The sequence below is a fragment of the Rahnella rivi genome (genome assembly GCF_019049655.1).
GTDB lineage: Bacteria > Pseudomonadota > Gammaproteobacteria > Enterobacterales > Enterobacteriaceae > Rahnella > Rahnella rivi.
Genome location: NZ_JAFMOX010000066.1, coordinates 131,454 through 149,527, shown reverse-complemented (window position 1 = coordinate 149,527; position 18,074 = coordinate 131,454). Strand labels below are relative to the sequence as shown.

Annotated in this window: 16 protein-coding genes; 10 read left to right on the top strand and 6 right to left on the bottom strand. The window is 53.0% G+C overall.

Features of this window, described 5'->3' with window-relative positions; translation table 11 throughout:
- Positions 1-549 precede the first annotated feature (549 nt).
- Positions 550-2,109, top strand: a complete 1,560-nt coding sequence (locus tag J1779_RS21885) for a TerC family protein (protein WP_122095659.1) — start codon at positions 550-552, stop codon at positions 2,107-2,109.
- A 55-nt stretch (positions 2,110-2,164) separates the two neighbouring features.
- Here J1779_RS21885 and J1779_RS21880 read toward each other — a convergent pair whose 3' ends face one another.
- From J1779_RS21880 to pabB, 4 genes are all read right to left on the bottom strand, one after another.
- Entirely contained in the window at positions 2,165-3,757 is a 1,593-nt protein-coding gene (locus tag J1779_RS21880) for an EAL domain-containing protein (protein ID WP_136375989.1), read from the bottom strand.
- 431 nt (positions 3,758-4,188) lie between these two features.
- Complete coding sequence (locus J1779_RS21875; protein WP_217204795.1) at positions 4,189-5,553, bottom strand: L-serine ammonia-lyase; 1,365 nt, start codon at positions 5,551-5,553, stop codon at positions 4,189-4,191.
- A gap of 193 nt (positions 5,554-5,746) precedes the next feature.
- The gene (locus J1779_RS21870; protein WP_136375988.1) at positions 5,747-6,349 is read right to left on the bottom strand and encodes a CoA pyrophosphatase; all 603 of its coding nucleotides are present in this window, start codon (positions 6,347-6,349) and stop codon (positions 5,747-5,749) included.
- On the bottom strand, positions 6,346-7,722 hold the full coding sequence (pabB, locus tag J1779_RS21865) for an aminodeoxychorismate synthase component 1 (RefSeq protein WP_217204794.1): 1,377 nt from the start codon (positions 7,720-7,722) through the stop codon (positions 6,346-6,348). Before pabB ends, J1779_RS21870 begins: the two co-directional genes overlap by 4 nt.
- 181 nt (positions 7,723-7,903) lie before the next feature.
- Between pabB and J1779_RS21860 the strand changes: the two genes are divergently transcribed.
- Complete coding sequence (locus J1779_RS21860) at positions 7,904-8,083, top strand: YoaH family protein (RefSeq protein ID WP_056778924.1); 180 nt, start codon at positions 7,904-7,906, stop codon at positions 8,081-8,083.
- A 100-nt stretch (positions 8,084-8,183) separates the two neighbouring features.
- Here the strand turns inward: J1779_RS21860 and purT are convergent, their stop codons facing one another.
- A complete protein-coding gene (gene purT, locus J1779_RS21855) occupies positions 8,184-9,362 on the bottom strand; it encodes a formate-dependent phosphoribosylglycinamide formyltransferase (RefSeq protein WP_217204793.1) in 1,179 nt (392 codons plus the stop codon).
- A 261-nt stretch (positions 9,363-9,623) separates the two neighbouring features.
- On the opposite strand from purT, the gene dbpA reads away from it, so the two are divergent.
- The 4 genes from dbpA (at position 9,624) to pip (ending at position 15,100) form a co-directional block, all read left to right on the top strand.
- Positions 9,624-11,006 (top strand): ATP-dependent RNA helicase DbpA, encoded by a 1,383-nt coding sequence (gene dbpA, locus J1779_RS21850; RefSeq protein WP_122095655.1) that lies wholly within the window; start codon positions 9,624-9,626, stop codon positions 11,004-11,006.
- Between the two features lie 164 nt (positions 11,007-11,170).
- Entirely contained in the window at positions 11,171-11,536 is a 366-nt protein-coding gene (gene yebF / locus J1779_RS21845) for a protein YebF (RefSeq protein ID WP_056778932.1), read from the top strand.
- A gap of 120 nt (positions 11,537-11,656) precedes the next feature.
- The gene (locus J1779_RS21840; protein WP_217204792.1) at positions 11,657-13,696 is read left to right on the top strand and encodes a S9 family peptidase; all 2,040 of its coding nucleotides are present in this window, start codon (positions 11,657-11,659) and stop codon (positions 13,694-13,696) included.
- Between the two features lie 447 nt (positions 13,697-14,143).
- Entirely contained in the window at positions 14,144-15,100 is a 957-nt protein-coding gene (pip, locus tag J1779_RS21835; RefSeq protein ID WP_122095652.1) for a prolyl aminopeptidase, read from the top strand.
- 32 nt (positions 15,101-15,132) lie between these two features.
- Here pip and J1779_RS21830 read toward each other — a convergent pair whose 3' ends face one another.
- Complete coding sequence (locus J1779_RS21830) at positions 15,133-15,363, bottom strand: DNA polymerase III subunit theta (protein ID WP_056778941.1); 231 nt, start codon at positions 15,361-15,363, stop codon at positions 15,133-15,135.
- A gap of 406 nt (positions 15,364-15,769) precedes the next feature.
- Between J1779_RS21830 and ftnA the strand changes: the two genes are divergently transcribed.
- The 4 genes from ftnA (at position 15,770) to J1779_RS21810 (ending at position 18,073) form a co-directional block, all read left to right on the top strand.
- Positions 15,770-16,276 carry a non-heme ferritin gene (ftnA, locus tag J1779_RS21825; RefSeq protein ID WP_056778943.1) on the top strand — a complete coding sequence of 169 codons (507 nt, stop codon included), beginning with the start codon at positions 15,770-15,772 and terminating at the stop codon, positions 16,274-16,276.
- 136 nt (positions 16,277-16,412) lie between these two features.
- The gene (gene copC / locus J1779_RS21820; RefSeq protein WP_217204891.1) at positions 16,413-16,799 is read left to right on the top strand and encodes a copper homeostasis periplasmic binding protein CopC; all 387 of its coding nucleotides are present in this window, start codon (positions 16,413-16,415) and stop codon (positions 16,797-16,799) included.
- A gap of 3 nt (positions 16,800-16,802) precedes the next feature.
- Positions 16,803-17,687 carry a copper homeostasis membrane protein CopD gene (gene copD, locus J1779_RS21815; protein ID WP_122095650.1) on the top strand — a complete coding sequence of 295 codons (885 nt, stop codon included), beginning with the start codon at positions 16,803-16,805 and terminating at the stop codon, positions 17,685-17,687.
- A 47-nt stretch (positions 17,688-17,734) separates the two neighbouring features.
- A complete protein-coding gene (locus J1779_RS21810; RefSeq protein WP_321186536.1) occupies positions 17,735-18,073 on the top strand; it encodes a YebY family protein in 339 nt (112 codons plus the stop codon).
- The last annotated feature ends 1 nt before the right edge of the window (position 18,074 follow it).

Sequence of the window (18,074 nt, the reverse complement as noted above, 5' to 3'; positions counted from 1 at the left end):
GATGACATCCGCCCGTTTTTATTCCTGAGGCGGACAGGGCATTCCCTGCATGAGACTGAACTCAAAGAACGTCCGTTAATTTCTGATAACACTGATAAACAGTAAAACAGCAGAACCTCAACAGGTTGTGCAACGTGATTTATTTTAGTGTGTGAAAAAATAATTTTTGTGACGACTGTCCGTTATTCAACGACGTATTGTGAATACGCTTTCACGTGCACAATAAAACAGCATAGATGTTTCAGAATGATGCTGGAGGTAAAAGATCATACTTTCCCCTGATAATCATTCCTGATAAAGTGATTTTCCAAATAATTGAACAGGAGTACCGGGCCTCAGCCCTCCCTATGGACTGTCACCGACGTCACTATTCTTCGCTTCTTCACCTCATCAATACCGGCAAATCCGCCCCAATGGGCCTGATTTTTGCCGCACTGAAACCGCTTTCATCTGTGAGTTATCCAGTTAAAACTTTTTGCCGGGCGTCTGAATGCTCAGCGAATCGCGTTTCTTTGCGTCTTTTTTCTTTAACTCATTGCGGAGTCTGACATGGAATTTTTGATGGACCCTTCAATATGGGTCGGTTTGCTGACACTTGTCGTACTGGAAATTGTTCTGGGTATCGACAATCTGGTCTTTATTGCCATTCTTGCGGACAAACTGCCGCCAAAACAGCGTGATAAAGCGCGTATCATCGGCTTGTCATTAGCCCTGATCATGCGTTTAGGTCTGCTGTCGCTGATTTCGTGGATGGTCAAACTGACCACGCCGCTGTTCAGCATTGCTCAGTTTAGTTTCTCTGGTCGTGATCTGATCCTGTTACTCGGCGGGGTTTTCCTGCTGTTCAAGGCGACGACAGAGCTGCATGAAAGGCTGGAAGGGCATGAAGAGCACGGTTCACAAAATCGTGGGTACGCCAGCTTCTGGTCGGTCGTCGCCCAGATTGTGGTGCTGGATGCCGTCTTCTCTCTCGATGCGGTGATCACGGCGGTCGGCATGGTGAATAACCTCTACGTCATGATGACGGCGGTTATCATTGCCATGGGCGTCATGCTGATGGCGTCGAAATCGCTGACGCGCTTTGTGAACAATCATCCGACGGTGGTGGTGCTGTGTCTCAGCTTCCTGCTGATGATCGGTCTGAGCCTGATTGCGGAAGGTTTTGGCTTCCACATTCCGAAAGGTTATCTGTACGCTGCGATCGGCTTCTCCATTCTGATTGAATTGTTTAACCAGATTGCCCGTCGTAACTTCCTGAAAAGCCAGTCCACCAGGCCGATGCGTGAACGTACCGCCGAGGCGATTCAGCGTCTGATGGGCGGGAAACGCCAGCATCAGAATGAAGATGAACCTTCCGGTGATGTGCTGCCTGCGAATGAGACGTTTGCTGAAGAAGAGCGACACATGATCACCGGCGTACTGACGCTGGCATCACGCTCACTGCGCAGCATTATGACGCCGCGTACCGAAATATCCTGGGTGGACTGCGAACGTTCTCCGGCAGAAATCCGCAGTCAGTTGCTGGATACGCCGCACAGCCTGTTCCCGATTTGCCGCCATTCACTGGATGACGTGATCGGTGTGGTGCGTGCGAAGGATCTGCTGGTGGCGCTGGAAAACGGTGAAAGTATCGTGGCCTTTGCCGAAAAAACGCCGCCCATCGTGGTGCCGGAAACCATGGATGTCATCAATCTGCTGGCGGTGCTGCGCAAAGCGAAAGGGCGTCTGGTGGTGGTCAGTAACGAGTTTGGTGTGATTCAGGGGCTGGTTACGCCGCTGGACGTGCTGGAGGCGATTGCCGGTGAATTCCCTGATGAAGATGAAACGCCTGACGTGATTGCTGATGGCGACGCCTGGATTGCCAAAGGGGGCACGGATTTACATCTGTTGCAGCAGATCCTGGATATCAACACGCTGGTCAGCCCGGACGATGATTTTGCATCACTGGCGGGGCTGCTGTTGTCGAAATCAGGCCAGATGCCTGTGGCCGGTGAAGTGATTGATATGGCGTCGCTGCACTTTGAAATCCTTGAAGTGACGGATTACCGTATTGAGCGTGTACGGATAACGAAAATTCAGTCTGAAAACGGGTGGGAAGAAGACCAGTAACCGCGGTGTACTTCTGCTGAGAACGGCGACTTCGGTCGCCGTTTTTTTATGGCTGTTATTCGTCAGACTCCTCTTCAACCGGCTGCAGTGCCTGGGTCGATTTCTCGTAGCGCGCCAGCCAGATCGGAAACACCTCAATCGGCATTGGCCGGGCAAAATAGTAGCCCTGCAGGGAGTCGACTTTACGTTTACGCAAATAATCGACCTGCTCACGGGTTTCCACCCCTTCGGCAATCAGTTTCAGATTAAGGCGCTGCGCCAGCGTGATGATTGTATCCGTCACCGTGGCATTGATGGCATCGGTGCCAATTGAGGCGGTAAACGCCTGGTCGATCTTCAGCACGTCTGGGTTAAGCGTTTTCAGATAACTCAGTGAACTGTGGCCGGTACCAAAATCATCGATGGCCAGTAAAATCCCCATCTCCTTCAGTTGAGAAATCTCGGCAGCTCTGAGCTCCTGCAAGCGCGTGCGTTCCGTCAGCTCCAGCATCAGTGAGACGGAGGGCTCGGCGGGAAGCCAGATTTTGCGGATATCATCCACAATTTCCATATTATTGAAGTGCTGCGCTGCGACGTTAATACTCACGTAAAACCCGGATGTGGCGGGGAAAACGGCGAGATTATCGGTGACGGTTTTAATCAGATAGCGGGTGAGCGCGATGATTAATCCGTGCTGCTCGGCGAGCGGAATAAACACATCTGGCGACACCCACTCCTGCCTGCGATTTTTCCAGCGCATCAGCGTTTCCACGCCGATACAGCGGCCATCGACGCTGTTAATAATGGGCTGGCAATACACCTTAAATTCTCGGTGCGAAATCCCGTGGCTTATCGGATAGGCAAGGCTTATCCGGCTGCCTGACAATAAATAGACTGCTGTTGCCGTCAGTAAGCTTATCAACATGGAAAGAGGCAGATGAGACGCCAGCTCTGACCACGCCAGCGCCGAGGCCTCTTCGCCATAAATGGACACGGTGAAATCATAATTTGGCGACGTGACGGTCAGTAACGGCTGCTGCGGCAAATTCACACTGGGAATAATTTCGTTCTTTCCATATTCCAGACTTTGCTTCATGACGTTCAGAACAATATGGCGCGCATACGGCGGTTGCGGTTCGAGCAGGAAATTCGACAGGATCCCGATGTTATACACAAACAGCTGACCGTTGAGATTATCGGGCGTGGCGGGCTGCCAGAGCAGCAGGGTAGGGATGTTCAGCCGGCTTAATTTCGCAGCGCGAAGTTCCAGCCGCGTTTTGCCTTGCGCGATATCGGGCAGCGTTTTATCGAGGCTGAGATCCAGTGCACCAATCAGGCTTGAGCAGGTGATGGTGCCATTATTGACGAGGGTGATAGAACGCAATGTCTGCATCAGAGCGACAGTTTGCTGCAAGGCCGGTTGTAATTCACGGCAGGTCAGCGCCGGATCGACAGGGGTGGATTGCGCAGCAGGTATAGCGGGTTCAAGCAGTTTTTCGAGTTTCTGAACGGTGTGTAAGGCGACGCGTTGCTGATCGGCGGTGATCACCTGGCTTTGTTCATAAATACGGATACTGAGTGTTAACAGCAGGGTAAAAATACCCATCGCGCCGGCCAGTGCAAGGCGATAGTAGCGATACTTCGCAAGTCCGGTCTGGGAGAACAGCATCGTTCTAATCCTTTTATCCCGTGTAAAGTGCAGGCTTACAAGTGTTCATTTTAAAGGTTTACCGATGCAAAACAGCCGTTTCATTATTATTGATAGTAGCCGTAAATCGCCGGATGCTCTTCCTGCGTGAAGAAGGAAAATCAGAGAAAATCCAGATTTGTGACGTTGTCACTTACTTAGCGTCTGTTCATTTTATCTTATACGTGGTGGTACAGAGTGAAGCAGTCTGTGCGGCAAAACAAGCGGAAATCAGCATGCCGCACCTGCAGGGTATAAGCAAGTCTCACGGCCATTAAGTATTGATAATACAACAGGTTTTTCTTAACAAAGATTTAATGACTAAGTGACAGTTCCAGGCTGATATATCCTGCGGCGAACGGGTGAAAAAACAGTTCTTCGCCGCCGCAGGCACAAGGAAAACCTCGGTAATATCAGTCGCACTGTACCTTGATCGCCAGACCGCCGCGGGAGGTTTCACGGTACTTGGCGTTCATGTCTTTACCCGTTTCGTACATGGTTTCAATCACTTTATCGAGAGAAACCCGGGGCTCACTGGTGCGGCGCAGCGCCATGCGTGCTGAGTTAATGGCTTTTACCGAGGCAATCGCATTACGCTCAATACACGGCACCTGAACCTGTCCGGCGACAGGATCGCAGGTCAGGCCGAGGTTGTGCTCCATCCCGATCTCTGCGGCGACGCAGACCTGCTCCGGGCTTCCGCCCAGCAATTCTGTCAGACCGGCAGCGGCCATAGAACAGGCGACGCCGACTTCGCCCTGGCAGCCGACTTCAGCACCGGAAATAGAGGCATTCATCTTATAAAGAATACCGATGGCGCCGGACGTCAGGAAATAGCGCAGATAAATGTCGGGGCTGACCGACTGAATGTACTTGTCGTAGTACGCCAGCACCGCAGGAACAATCCCGCAGGCGCCGTTCGTCGGTGCAGTAACCACGCGTCCGCCGGCTGCGTTTTCTTCATTCACCGCCAGCGCAAACATGTTCACCCAGTCGATGACGTTCATCGGGTCTTTTGACAGCTGGTCGTTTGATACCAGCATCCGGCGCAGTGCCGAGGCACGGCGGGGGACACGCAGCGGGCCGGGAAGCACGCCTTCCGTGTTTAAACCGCGATCGATACAGGCCTGCATGGTGTGCCAGATTTTCTCGAAGTACTGCTCGATTTCCTGTTTGCTGTGCTGCGCCAGCTCGTTTTTCATCATCATGCCGGACAGCGACAGGCCATTTTCTTTGCATTTCGCCAGCATTTCACTGGCCGAATTAAAGCTGAAAGGCACCGCCACTTCATCCAGCACCGGCTGGCCGAAATGGTCGTCATCGACAATAAAACCGCCGCCGACGGAGTAGTAGGTTTTGCTGTAAACCAGTTTGTCACCGGCAAAGGCGTGGATCTGCATGGCGTTTTCATGACGCGGTAAATTCTCGCTCCGGAAAACCATGCCCGTGTCGCGCGGGAAATCGACTTCGTGCTGCGTTTCACCCAGCGGCAAACGCTGACGTTGCTCAACGTCGCGGATAAAGTGGGGAATACCGTCGATGTCGACGGTATCTGGCTGGTTACCCGCCAGACCTAAAATAATGGCGATATCTGTGTGGTGGCCTTTACCTGTCAGTGACAGGGAGCCAAAAACGTCCACGGCGACACGCGTAACGGCAGGCATCATGCCCTGTTCGAGCAGGTCATCAGCGAACTGTTTGCCTGCTTTCATCGGGCCCAAAGTATGGGAACTGGAAGGGCCAATCCCGACCTTGAACATGTCGAAAACGCTAATCACGTCGAATACTCCTGTAATTGATAACGGCAGGGAACGGGATCCCTGACACCCATAACTGAAATCTGGCCCCGAGGGGAGATCTGATCTTATGGGTAGATCCATAGTGTAAAAGGGGTTAAGACCAATAGTTTCATTTTTCGCATGAAATAAACTTATTTGATGCGAAAGTGTGATCGATGTGTAACCGTTGAGGTCAGTCTTTAACCTGCCGGGCCAGCTGACGAATGATCGACGCGGTAAGTCCCCAGACAAATTGTTGCTGATACCAGGATAAATACACCCGGTGGTGGATCCCTCTGCGATGAATATCCAGAGAGTGATAGCGAGCCAGATCGAACGCTTCCTGAAGCGGCATTTCGAACAGCTCTGCCACCTCGTCTTCCTGCGGGTGGAATGTCACATCCACCGGTAACAGGCCAATGACCGGGGTCACCTGAAACCCGCTGCTGCTGTCCTGCGGTGCCAGCGTGCCTAACACGTGCACCTGTTCGGGCGGGATGGCGACTTCTTCCTGCGCCTCGCGCAGCGCGGTGGCAATAATCGACGCGTCGGTGGCATCGGCTGCGCCGCCGGGAAACGCCACCTGGCCGGGATGCTTGCGCAGGCTGTCTGATCGCCGGGTCAGTAAAATGGTCGGTTCTTCACGGCAAATAATGGGGATCAACACCGCGGCATGACGGGTTCCGCGCAGCTGTGGTGCGGGAAGGCGTGGCTGCTGCAACTGAAAGCGCAGAATAAAATCTTCCACGGCGGGCGAAAATGCCTGCAAGGTCGGCTGTTGTTCCAGCAACGTCACGGCTGTACGTCTCCTAACTGTGGCAGGATGCGGGCAATTTTATCGAACGTCTCCTGATATTCGGCCTGTTCCTGACTGTCTGCAACGATGCCGCCGCCTGCCCAGCAGTAGATTTTCCCCTGCTCGGTAAGCAACGTGCGGATAGTGATATTGCTGTCCATGGTGCCGCAACAACTGAGGTAAGCAATACTGCCGCAGTAACCGTTTCGTCGCTGCGGCTCGAGTTCTTCGATGATTTCCATCGCGCGTACTTTCGGCGCGCCGGTAATCGATCCGCCAGGGAAGCAGGCACGGAGCAGGGCGCTGGCGTGGCAGTCGTCCGGTAACTGCGCGGTGATGGTACTGACCAGATGATGAACAGCCGGGAAAGGCTCGACCACAAACAGTTCGGGAACCCGCACGGTGCCGGGCGTCGCCACGCGACCAATGTCATTACGCAGTAAATCGACGATCATCAGATTTTCGGCCCGATCTTTTTCCGACGCGGCCAGACGTTCAGCCTGACGGGCATCTTCCTGCGGATCTTCACAGCGCGGCAACGTGCCTTTGATAGGGCGGGTCTGGATCTGCTTATTCCTGAGCCAGATAAAGCGTTCCGGCGAAAGGCTGAGCACGGCGTTTTCCGGCAAGCGCAGAAATGCCGAGAACGGCGCGCGGTTGGCCTGATTCAGCCGCAGGAAAGCCTGCCATTCATCTCCCTGATAATCAGTGGAAAAACGCTGCGCCAGATTGATCTGATAACAGTCACCGCTGTGAATATATTCCTGAATCTGGCGGAATTTCTCGCCATATTCCCCGCGGCTCATGTTCGCCTGCCAGGGCGCATTCAGGCGAAAAGACGCGGTGTTTACCGGCTGCGCATGCGCTTCGAGCCAGCGCAGACGTACCTGCACATCGCCATGACAGACCAGCGTCAGACGCTGTAAATGATGATCGGCGATCAGTGCCCAGTCATAAATGCCCACGGCCATGTCCGGCAGATGAATATCGCGTTGGGCGATATCCGGCAGTGTCTCGACACGACGGCCTAAATCATAGCCAAACAGACCCAGCGCGCCGCCCTGAAAAGGATAATTATCCGCGCTGGTTGCCTGTAATCCGCTGGCCGAAAGCTGCTCTTCCAGCAGGGTGAACGGATCATCTTCCCGCGATACCACGCTGCCGTTTTGCTCAACCAGGGTAATGTTGCCGCGCGTGGTCAGCGTTATCTGCGGATCCGCCACCAGAATGTCGAAGCGGTTATGCTGATGCTGTGCGGCACCCGAGTGCAGCAACATGGCCCAGGGCAACGCAGAAAGTGGCGCGAACAGCGTCAGCAAGGCATCTGGCTGATAGGGCAACGAATGATGAACAACGGAGTGAGCGGGTTGCATGGCGGGTTTCAGTTTCTCTGGCGCGATAAATGATGTAACAGACCTGTGATCCTAACATAGATCAGGCCACCGGAAACCAGCGCAGGCGATTTGCGTGAATAAGGCGTATACTGTGCAACCCCGCAGCCTGCGGGTGTTGTTTCTCTCTTGCCTCATCCAACACGTACAACAGGAATTTCCTATGCTGACAGGTATGCCTTCACTTTCACATAACGAACAAGAACAGGCCGCCGATCGTATCCGCCAGTTAATGGAAAACGGCATGAGCAGCGGCGAAGCCATTGCCACCGTTGCGGCAGAAATCCGTGAAACGCATAAAGGCGATCGCGTGACCGTCATTTTTGATGACGAAGACGAATAACATTCGAACCTGAGACGCTTCATAAGAGCCGATCTCGTGATGAAAAAAAGCCGGACCCTTTACAGGTGTCCGGCTTTTTTTCGGGATGAACTGACTGAGATTAGCCTTTCACACTCACTGCGGCGGCGGCCAGCTTCGCCTGCTCGACGGCATCTTCCACATTTTCGGCAATGGCCAGCGCCACACCCAGACGGCGTTTACCGCTGATTTCCGGTTTGCCGAACAGGCGGATCTGATTGTATCCGGTCAGTGCATTTTCCAGACCGCTGAAAGTCACGTTGTTACTGGTCAGTTCAGGCAGGATCACGGCAGAGGCGGAAGGGCCGAACTGGCGGATATTGCCCACCGGCAGGCCGAGGAAGGCGCGAACGTGCAGGGCAAACTCAGAGAGATCCTGAGAAATCAGCGTCACCATGCCGGTATCGTGCGGGCGCGGTGACACTTCGCTGAAGACCACGTCGTCGCCGCACACAAACAGTTCGACGCCAAACAGGCCTTTACCGCCCAGGGCTTTCACCACTTTTTCGGCGATGTCTTTCGCGCGCTGTAACGCCAGTTCGGTCATCTGCTGCGGCTGCCAGGATTCACGGTAATCCCCGTCTTCCTGACGATGGCCGATCGGTGCGCAGAAGTGGATGCCGTCAACGGCGCTGATGGTCAGCAGCGTGATTTCGAAATCAAATTTTACCAGCCCTTCAACAATCACGCGCCCGCCGCCAGCACGGCCGCCTTGCTGCGCATAATCCCATGTGGTTTGCAGCTGGTCTGCGCCACGGATCAGGCTCTGGCCTTTACCGGAGGAGCTCATCACCGGTTTGATGATGCACGGGTAACCGATCGCGTCTACGGCCTGGCGGAAAGACGCTTCATCATCGGCAAACTGGTAGCTCGACGTTGGCAATTGCAGCGTCTCTGCGGCCAGGCGACGGATCCCTTCGCGATTCATGGTCAGGCGCGTCGCTTCAGCGCAAGGCACCACGTTGTGACCCTGTTTTTCCAGTTCAACCAGCATGCTGGTGGCGATAGCTTCGATTTCCGGCACGATGAAATCAGGGCGTTCGCTTTCAATCACCTGTTTCAGGGCGTCGCCGTCCAGCATATTAATGACATGGCTGCGGTGAGCGACCTGCATCGCCGGTGCATCTGCGTAACGATCGACGGCGATCACTTCCAGGCCAAGACGCTGGCATTCGATCGCCACTTCTTTACCGAGTTCGCCAGAGCCTAACAACATGACGCGGGTGGCGCCGGTGCGCAGTGCAGTACCAATGGTTAACATAGCTTCGTACCCAGATCTGTGATGAAGAAAAATGAGAATTTCGGCGCGCAGTATATCTGAATTTATGCCATACGAAAACGATTGCGCCGCATCTTAAACGATTTCAGAGACGCAATCCGGCCAGGGCATCTGCGGATTTTTTCAGTCCGTTTTCTGCCGTTTAAGGCAGTCGGCGGGCGTCTCTGTTATCATTTAGCCAAACCATGGCGTCAGACCTTCTGCCGCTGCCCCGATTTTTGCCTCACATAAAGAGTTATCGCCTTGAGCACGCATTCCTTTTCAGCCCTGACATTGCCCGCTGAGCAACTTTCTAACCTGACCGAACTGGGTTATGCCGAAATGACCCCGATTCAGGCCGCTTCTCTGCCTGCCATCCTGCAAGGTCAGGACGTCCTGGCGAAAGCCAAAACCGGCAGCGGTAAAACGGCAGCCTTCGGTATCGGCCTGCTGAACAGCATCACCGTGGCACAGTTCTACGCGCAGGCGCTGGTGCTGTGTCCGACCCGTGAACTGGCGGATCAGGTCAGTAAAGAGTTACGTCGTCTGGCGCGATTCACCCAGAACATCAAAATCCTGACCCTGTGCGGCGGCCAGTCCATCGGGCCACAGCTGGAATCTCTGGTTCGTCAGCCACACATTGTTGTGGGCACGCCGGGCCGCATCCAGGAACATTTGCGTAAAGGCACCCTGAAACTGGATCAGCTGAAAGTGCTGGTGCTGGACGAAGCCGATCGCATGCTGGATATGGGCTTTAGCGAAGATATCGAAGATGTGGTCAGCTATACACCGCCAGCCCGTCAGACGCTGTTGTTCTCCGCGACCTATCCGGATGGCATCGAGCGCATCAGCTCTAAATTCCAGCGTCAGCCGCTGAAAGTCGAAATTGAAGGCGAGGAAGATGTTGCTGATATCAAGCAGGTCTTTATCGAAGCCGATAAACATCAGCGTTTGTCCCTGCTGGCGGCGGTGCTGTATCAGCATCAGCCGACGTCGTGCGTGGTGTTCTGTAATACCAAACGCGACTGCCAGGACGTGTGTGATGCACTTTCCGGTAAAGGCATCAGCGCACTGGCGCTGAACGGCGATCTGGAACAGCGCGACCGTGACCGCGTGCTGGTGCGTTTCTCTAACGGCAGCTGCCGCGTACTGGTGGCGACTGACGTGGCTGCGCGCGGGCTGGACATCAAAGATCTCGGTCTGGTCATCAACTACGAACTCTCTTTCGATCCTGAAGTGCACATTCACCGTGTCGGTCGTACAGGCCGTGCAGGCACCAGCGGTCTGGCAGTCAGTTTGGTGACGCCACAGGAAATGGTGCGGGTGCACGCGCTGGAAGATTATACCCGTCAGACCTTTACCTGGCAGCCCGCAGCGCAGGCGCTGGCAGCGACACCGGTGGCGCTCGATCCTGAGATGGCGACGCTGTGCATTGACGGGGGGCGTAAGGCCAAAATTCGTCCCGGCGACATCCTCGGTGCTCTGACCGGCGAAGCGGGTCTGACGGCTGCGGAAGTGGGTAAAATCGATATGTTCCCGATCCACGCTTACGTGGCTATCCGTCAGAAAAGCGCTAAAAAAGCGTTACAGCGTTTGCAGGAAGGTAAGATCAAAGGCAAAAACTGTAAGGCTATTATCTTGCGTTAACGGATTTTCATCCCGCTTTTGCGTTGCAGGTCTTATTGTTAATGTTGTGTTATTACCTTGTTGAGGATTATATTATCTGACGCAAGCGATGACCTTGTCAGTTGTAGGGATATGGATCCTGCAAGGTCAGTGATAACGATCGACAAAAAGCGGGAAGACGCACAATGAAAAAGATGATCACAGGCGTGGTAATAGCGTTAGCAGGAATGAGCGGGATGAGTCAGGTGGCGCAGGCCGCTGAACCTGAAGTCAGAACGGCGACGGTCGCACCTTGTTCCACCGCCAGCAAAGATGAGATTGCAGCGCTGGTTAAACGTGATTTCCTGCAAAACCGTATTCCGCGCTGGGATGCCGATAAGAAAACCCTCGGTACTTCCACACCGGTGGCGTGGGTCGTTCCGGACAGCATCAGCGGCGATAATGCCCGCTGGGAGATCCCGCTGAAAGTTCGTGGCGATCACACCGATAAAACCTATCAGGTGACGCTCAACTGTCAGCTTGGCGAAATCAGCTACAGCGCACCCGTTTAAGCATTTCTTGCGTCCGTTGCCAGCCAGCGGACGCATTATTCCTTTCTTTTCCGTCCCTTGGTTTCCCCGCATAAACCTGTCACTCTTACCACACCACTAAGAGGACAAAGAGATCCCGCGATGATGACACCTCCAAAGGCTGAAAAACGCCCTGAAACCCTGAGCGTACACGGCGATGAACGCGTCGATAATTATTACTGGTTGCGTGACGATGACCGCACCGACCCTCAGGTTCTGGCCTATCTGACCGCCGAAAATGCCTACACCGATCAGGCCATGCAGCCGCATCAGGCGCTGCGTGAAACCCTTTATGGCGAGATGGTGGCACGCATTGCCCAGCAGGATCATTCCGTTCCTTATGTTAAACACGGTTTCCGTTATCAGACACGCTATGAGCCGGGCAACGAATACGCCCTCTATCTTCGTCAACCTGCAGACGAGACGGAAAACTGGCGCACGTTGATCGACGGTAACGAACGCGCCAAAGACAGCGAGTTTTATACGCTGGGCGGGCTGGATATCAGCCGTGATAACAAACTGATGGCCGTTGCTGAAGATTTTCTGTCGCGCCGCCAGTACGACATCCGCATCAAAAATCTGGATGACGAAACCTGGACCGACGATCTGCTGAAAAACACCTCCGGCAGCAGCGAATGGGCGAACGATTCGCAGACGCTGTATTACGTGCGCAAACACAAAAAAACGCTGCTGCCGTATCAGGTTTATCGCCACGTTATCGGCACCGACCCGAAAACAGACAAACTGGTGTACGAAGAAAAAGACGACACCTTCTATGTGGGTCTGGATAAAACCACGTCAGAAAAATACATTCTGATCCATCTCGACAGCACCACCACCTCGGAGATTTTACTGCTGGATGCTGACGATCCGCAGGCGACACCTCAGGTCTTCCTGTCGCGTCGGAAAGATCACGAATATGCACTCGATCATTACCTCGGCAAGTTCTATATCCGTTCTAATAAAGACGGTAAAAACTTCGGCCTGTATCAAAGTGACCGCGGTGAAGAGTCCGCCTGGCAGGCTTTAATTGCGCCGCGCGATGAAGTGATGCTCGAAGGTTTTAGCCTGTTTCGTGACTGGCTGGTCGTGGAAGAGCGTGAGCAGGGGCTGACGCATCTGCGCCAGATCCACTGGCAGACCGGTGAGGAAAAGTCGCTGGCGTTTGACGACCCGACGTACACCACCTGGCTGGCCTATAACCCTGACCCGGACACCTCGCTGTTGCGCTATGGCTACTCTTCCATGACCACGCCGAGTACGTTATTTGAGTTGGATCTGGATACGCAGGAGCGCACCTTACTCAAACAGCAGGAAGTGAAAGATTTTGATCCGGCGAACTATCGCAGTGAACGTGTTTGGGTCACTGCCCGCGACGGCGTGAAAGTACCGGTTTCACTGGTTTACCGCGCGGAGTTATTTAAGCCGCACCAGAATCCGCTGATGCTTTATGGCTACGGCTCCTACGGCAGCAGCATGGATCCGGCGTTTAGCGGCAGCCGCCTCAGCCTGTTAGATCGCGGTTTTGTTTTTGCTCTGGCGCATATTCGCGGCGGCGCAGAGCTCGGTCAGCAGTGGTATGACGACGGTAAACTGTTCAACAAACTGAATACCTTCAACGATTTCATCGACGTGACCAAAGAACTGATCGCTGAAGGTTATGGCGATGCGAAACAGGTGTACGCCATGGGGGGCAGCGCAGGCGGTTTGCTGATGGGCGCTATCATCAATCAGGCACCGGCGTTGTATCACGGCATCGTGGCGCAGGTTCCGTTTGTTGATGTGGTGACAACGATGCTGGATGAATCTATCCCGCTGACCACCGGTGAGTATGACGAGTGGGGTAACCCGAACGACAAAGCCTATTACGACTACATGCTGCAATACAGCCCGTACGATCAGGTGCGCGCCCAGGCATATCCGCACATGCTGGTCACCACCGGCCTGCATGATTCTCAGGTGCAATACTGGGAGCCGGCAAAGTGGGTGGCGAAACTGCGTGATGTGAAAACGGACAGCAACCAGCTTCTGATGCACACGGATATGGATTCCGGCCACGGCGGCAAATCTGGCCGTTTCAAAGCTTACGAAGATATCGCGCTGGAATACGCCTTTGTGCTGGCGCTGGCGGCAAAAAACTAAGCCTGCAAGTCCTGAAAAAATCCCATAAAAAAACCCGCGCTGAGCGGGTTTATTCTACGAAGTACATTGTTAAGCAGATGCTTTCTTGGCTTTTTTATCAGCCTTTTTTTCGGCAGGGGTTTTCAATGGCTTTTTCTTCGCATTCTTTTTGCTATCCATTCCTTTACTCATGATTGCCTCTCTTTAAAGCTGGTGGATTGGGTTGCCCGTCTATTTAGTGCCAAATTGGCTCAGGTTGCAAGCCCCTTCTTGTTTCTGACAGGACTTTACAGTCATGTCTTCCGGTTCATCACCGGGAGTTCCTGATGAAATTGCGTGATAAGTATGCGAACAGCATACAAAAATTCGATTTTGATGCAGAACAACTTGTCGTTGGCTGGCCGATGCGCTGTTATTGAGTTGTAAAAACATCTATCAATACTCTGGCCAAATAGAACAGGAAATGTCATGCCAAAATTAAAAGGGTTATATCCTCCGTGTGAGGCTTATGCCAGCGGCTTGCTCGATACCGGCGATGGTCACAAGGTTTACTGGGAGCGCAGCGGAAACCCGAAAGGCAAGCCGGCTGTCTTTATTCACGGCGGGCCGGGCGGCGGCTGTTCATCGGTACATCGCCAGCTGTTTGATCCTAATGATTATGACGTCATGCTGTTTGATCAGCGTGGCTGCGGGCGCTCCACACCCCATGCGAGCCTCGACAACAACACCACATGGCATCTGGTCGAAGATATTGAGCGTCTGCGCAAGCTGGCGGGCGTGGAAAAATGGCTGGTCTTCGGTGGCTCGTGGGGTTCCACGTTGGCACTGGCTTACGCCCAGACCCATCCCGAACACGTCAGTGAAATGGTGTTGCGCGGTATTTTCACCATGCGCAAACAGGAGCTGACCTGGTATTACCAGGACGGCGCGTCGCGATTCTTCCCTGAAAAATGGCAGCGTATCCTCTCAATTTTATCCGAGGAAGAACGCAAGGATGTTATCGCCGCTTATCACGCACGCCTGACATCCAGCGATCGCGCAGTGCAGCTCGAGGCTGCAAAAATCTGGAGCTTGTGGGAAGGGGAGACGGTCACGCTTCTGCCTGCGGAAGGTTCGGCGTCATTTGGTGAGGATAACTTTGCGCTGGCTTTCGCCCGCATCGAGAATCATTACTTCACGCATCTTGGCTTTTTAGACAGTGATGACCAGTTGATACGTAACGTTGACCGTATCCGGCATATTCCGGCGGTGATCGTACATGGTCGCTATGATATGGCCTGTCAGGTGCAAAACGCCTGGGACCTGGCGAAAGCCTGGCCGGAAGCTGAACTTCATATTATCGAAGGGGCAGGGCACTCATTTGATGAGCCTGGGATCCTCGACCAGCTGATTCGTACCAACCAGCAATTCGCCACCCGCCGGTAATCGCTTTCCCCTCCCGTTTGCCTAAAGCTGCGTTACTTTTGCTTCGGTTCATAAGGTAAACGGGAGAATTTATGGGATTCCCCGCGATAATGCATCACACGCTCACGAAAGTAGGTGCGCAGATGTTCAGGCTGTTGCCGTTCTACCATTTCTGCCACAACGGGCATGTTGTAACGCTCTTTGAAAGCGACCGCTGAAGCCGCCAGATCGATGTTAATCCGATCCATCTCATCTTTACTGATTTCTGCCAGATTGATACTCATTGCAACCTCCCGTGCATCTCATTTGCGCGCATTGTACCCGAGCACAACGCCGGGGTGAACGCGGTTGGCTCACTTTTATGTTCCGCTCAAAAATCCATTTTCGTTAAATGCAATTTAAGTAAATAAGAACTATTCAGGTTATGGAAGTGATAATTATATTCATCAGCATGCTTTTAATTAATTCTGCGAATAGGAATGATTCTTTTTAATATACATTTAGATGTTAATGGTTATCATTATTGGATATTTGCGATAAAAATAAAGCAATATATATCAATGAGTTAATTTTAAATGTTGCCTGTATGGATAATATTGTGAATTGGCTGTTCTTATTTTGTATTGATACGGGCATAATGCGGGTAAATAAACACATCCGCCTGCCTTAATTATTTTATGGAGCCGCATCATGCTTAAAAAAGAAATGATCGATCAGCTTAATGAACAACTGAACCTTGAATTTTATTCAGCCAATTTATATTTGCAGATGAGTGCATGGTGCAGTGACAAAGGCTACGAAGGCGCGGCAGCGTTTCTGAAAAAGCACTCGATGGAAGAAATGGATCACATGCACCGCCTGTTCAAATATGTCAGTGATACAGGTGCATTGCCGCTGCTGGGCGCTATCGCCGCACCGCCAGTCAGCTTCGAATCCCTGTCTGATCTGTTCATGCAGACCTATGAGCATGAGCAGTTGATCACACAAAAAATTAACGAACTGGCCGATCTGGCGATGACGCTGAAAGACTATTCTTCCTTCCACTTCCTGCAATGGTATGTGGCAGAGCAGCATGAAGAAGAAACCTTGTTCAAATCAGTTCTCGATAAACTGGCTCTGGTCAGCAACACCGGCAACGGCTTGTTCTTTGTCGATAAAGATCTTAAAACCATGGCGGCACAAGCCCCGGCCGTATAAACCCGGTTTGTGATGGTCATAAAACGCAGAATGCTCCGGCTTCTGCGTTTTTTTATGCATTTATGACAAACGTTTTACATGGGATTGCGATAAAGTGGCGGCGTTATAAATTCATCATTACGCAAGCCAAGGAACTATCGTGTTGAAAAAAACCTCCTCTCTTTGCCGTGCCATGGCAGTCTCAGCCGTATTGCTGAGCGGATTTATCTCACAGCAAGCCCTCGCGCATGCACATCTTAAAACCCAAACTCCCGCTGCGAACGCCGTTCTGACTGCCAGCCCGACCGAACTCTCTCTTGGGTTCAGTGAAGGTATCGAACCGAACTTCAGCAAAATTACCCTGGCAGACGCCGCCAAAAAAGCCGTTAAAACCGGGGCGATGACACTGGCTGCCAATGACAATACTCAGGCGGTCGTTCCTCTGCCAGAGGCTTTGACATCCGGCAAATATACGGTGTCGTGGAATGTGGTATCAGTTGACGGTCATAAAACCCACGGTAACTACAGTTTTACCGTTAAATAAGTTATGAGCCTGACTGCACTGTTCGTCCTGTGCCGGTTTGCCCACTTTGCGTCGCTGATGCAAATTTTCGGGTTGAGTGTGTTCTGCTCCCTGCTGGCGCCTGCCGGTTTTTCGGGGATGTTACTGCAGAGAAATCAGACCCTGATGATGTGGTCCGGCGTGGTCGCCGCGATCACGTCTGTCGGAATGCTGGCGATTCAGGCTGCGCTGATGGGCAATGGCTGGAGTGACGGCCTGAACCTGAATGTCTGGTTGCTGGTGCTGACCACCACTTTTGGCGAAGTATGGCGCTGGCACTTGTTGCTGACTGCCGCGCTGCTGCTGGTGTTACTGATGGACTGGCTTCCGGTTCGCAACCTGCTGGTATTTCTGTGCTCGCTAGGCCTGCTGCTCAGCCAGGCGCTGATAGGCCATGCCGCCATGCATCAGGGGTTATTAGGGCTGGTGCAGCGCCTCAATCATATGGTTCATCTGCTTAGCGCCGCCTACTGGTTTGGTTGTTTGCTCCCGCTGCTGACATGCATGTTCTACGCCCGAAAACCTGAAGTCCGGCCTTACGCTATTGCCACGCTTATCCGCTTTTCGACCTGGGGCCACGCGGCAGTCGCGCTGGTGATACTGACCGGCATCGCCAACACTGCCATTATCCTGCAACGTTGGCCGACGGATATGACCTCGCTTTACCAGTGTCTGCTCGAGATCAAAATCGTGCTGGTTGGCATAATGGCCGCCGTCGCCGTATATAACCGTTATCATCTGGTACCACTGATGAGCAAAGAACCCGAGCAGGCCGAACGACGTTTTGTGCTGATGACCCGGATAGAATGGGCTCTGGCGTTGATCGTTCTGCTGCTGGTGAGCCTTTTTGCTACGCTGGCACCGCGCTGAAACAGTTATTAATAACGTATTAAGAATAAAATTATTACCGAGGAAATATCATGAGGAAATCACTGCTTGCCTGCGTATTGCTGACCTTGTCCGCCAGCAGTCTGGCCGCGCCACAACTGGAAACCGTCAGCCGTTTACAATACGGCAAGGCATGGGCTTTCACCCGGGAAGAGGTGATGCTGCAATGCCGTCCCGGCCATGCGTTATATGTGATTAACGACAGCACACTGGCGCAATATCCTTTGAACGATGTGGCGAAAGAGCAGGTGAAAAATCGTCAGGTCCAGGCGGTTCCGCTTGAAAAAATCTGGCTTGATGACCCGCAGAATCCGGGACAAAAAATGAGCCTCGCGCCATTTATCAGCAAAGCGGAATCACTCTGCTGAG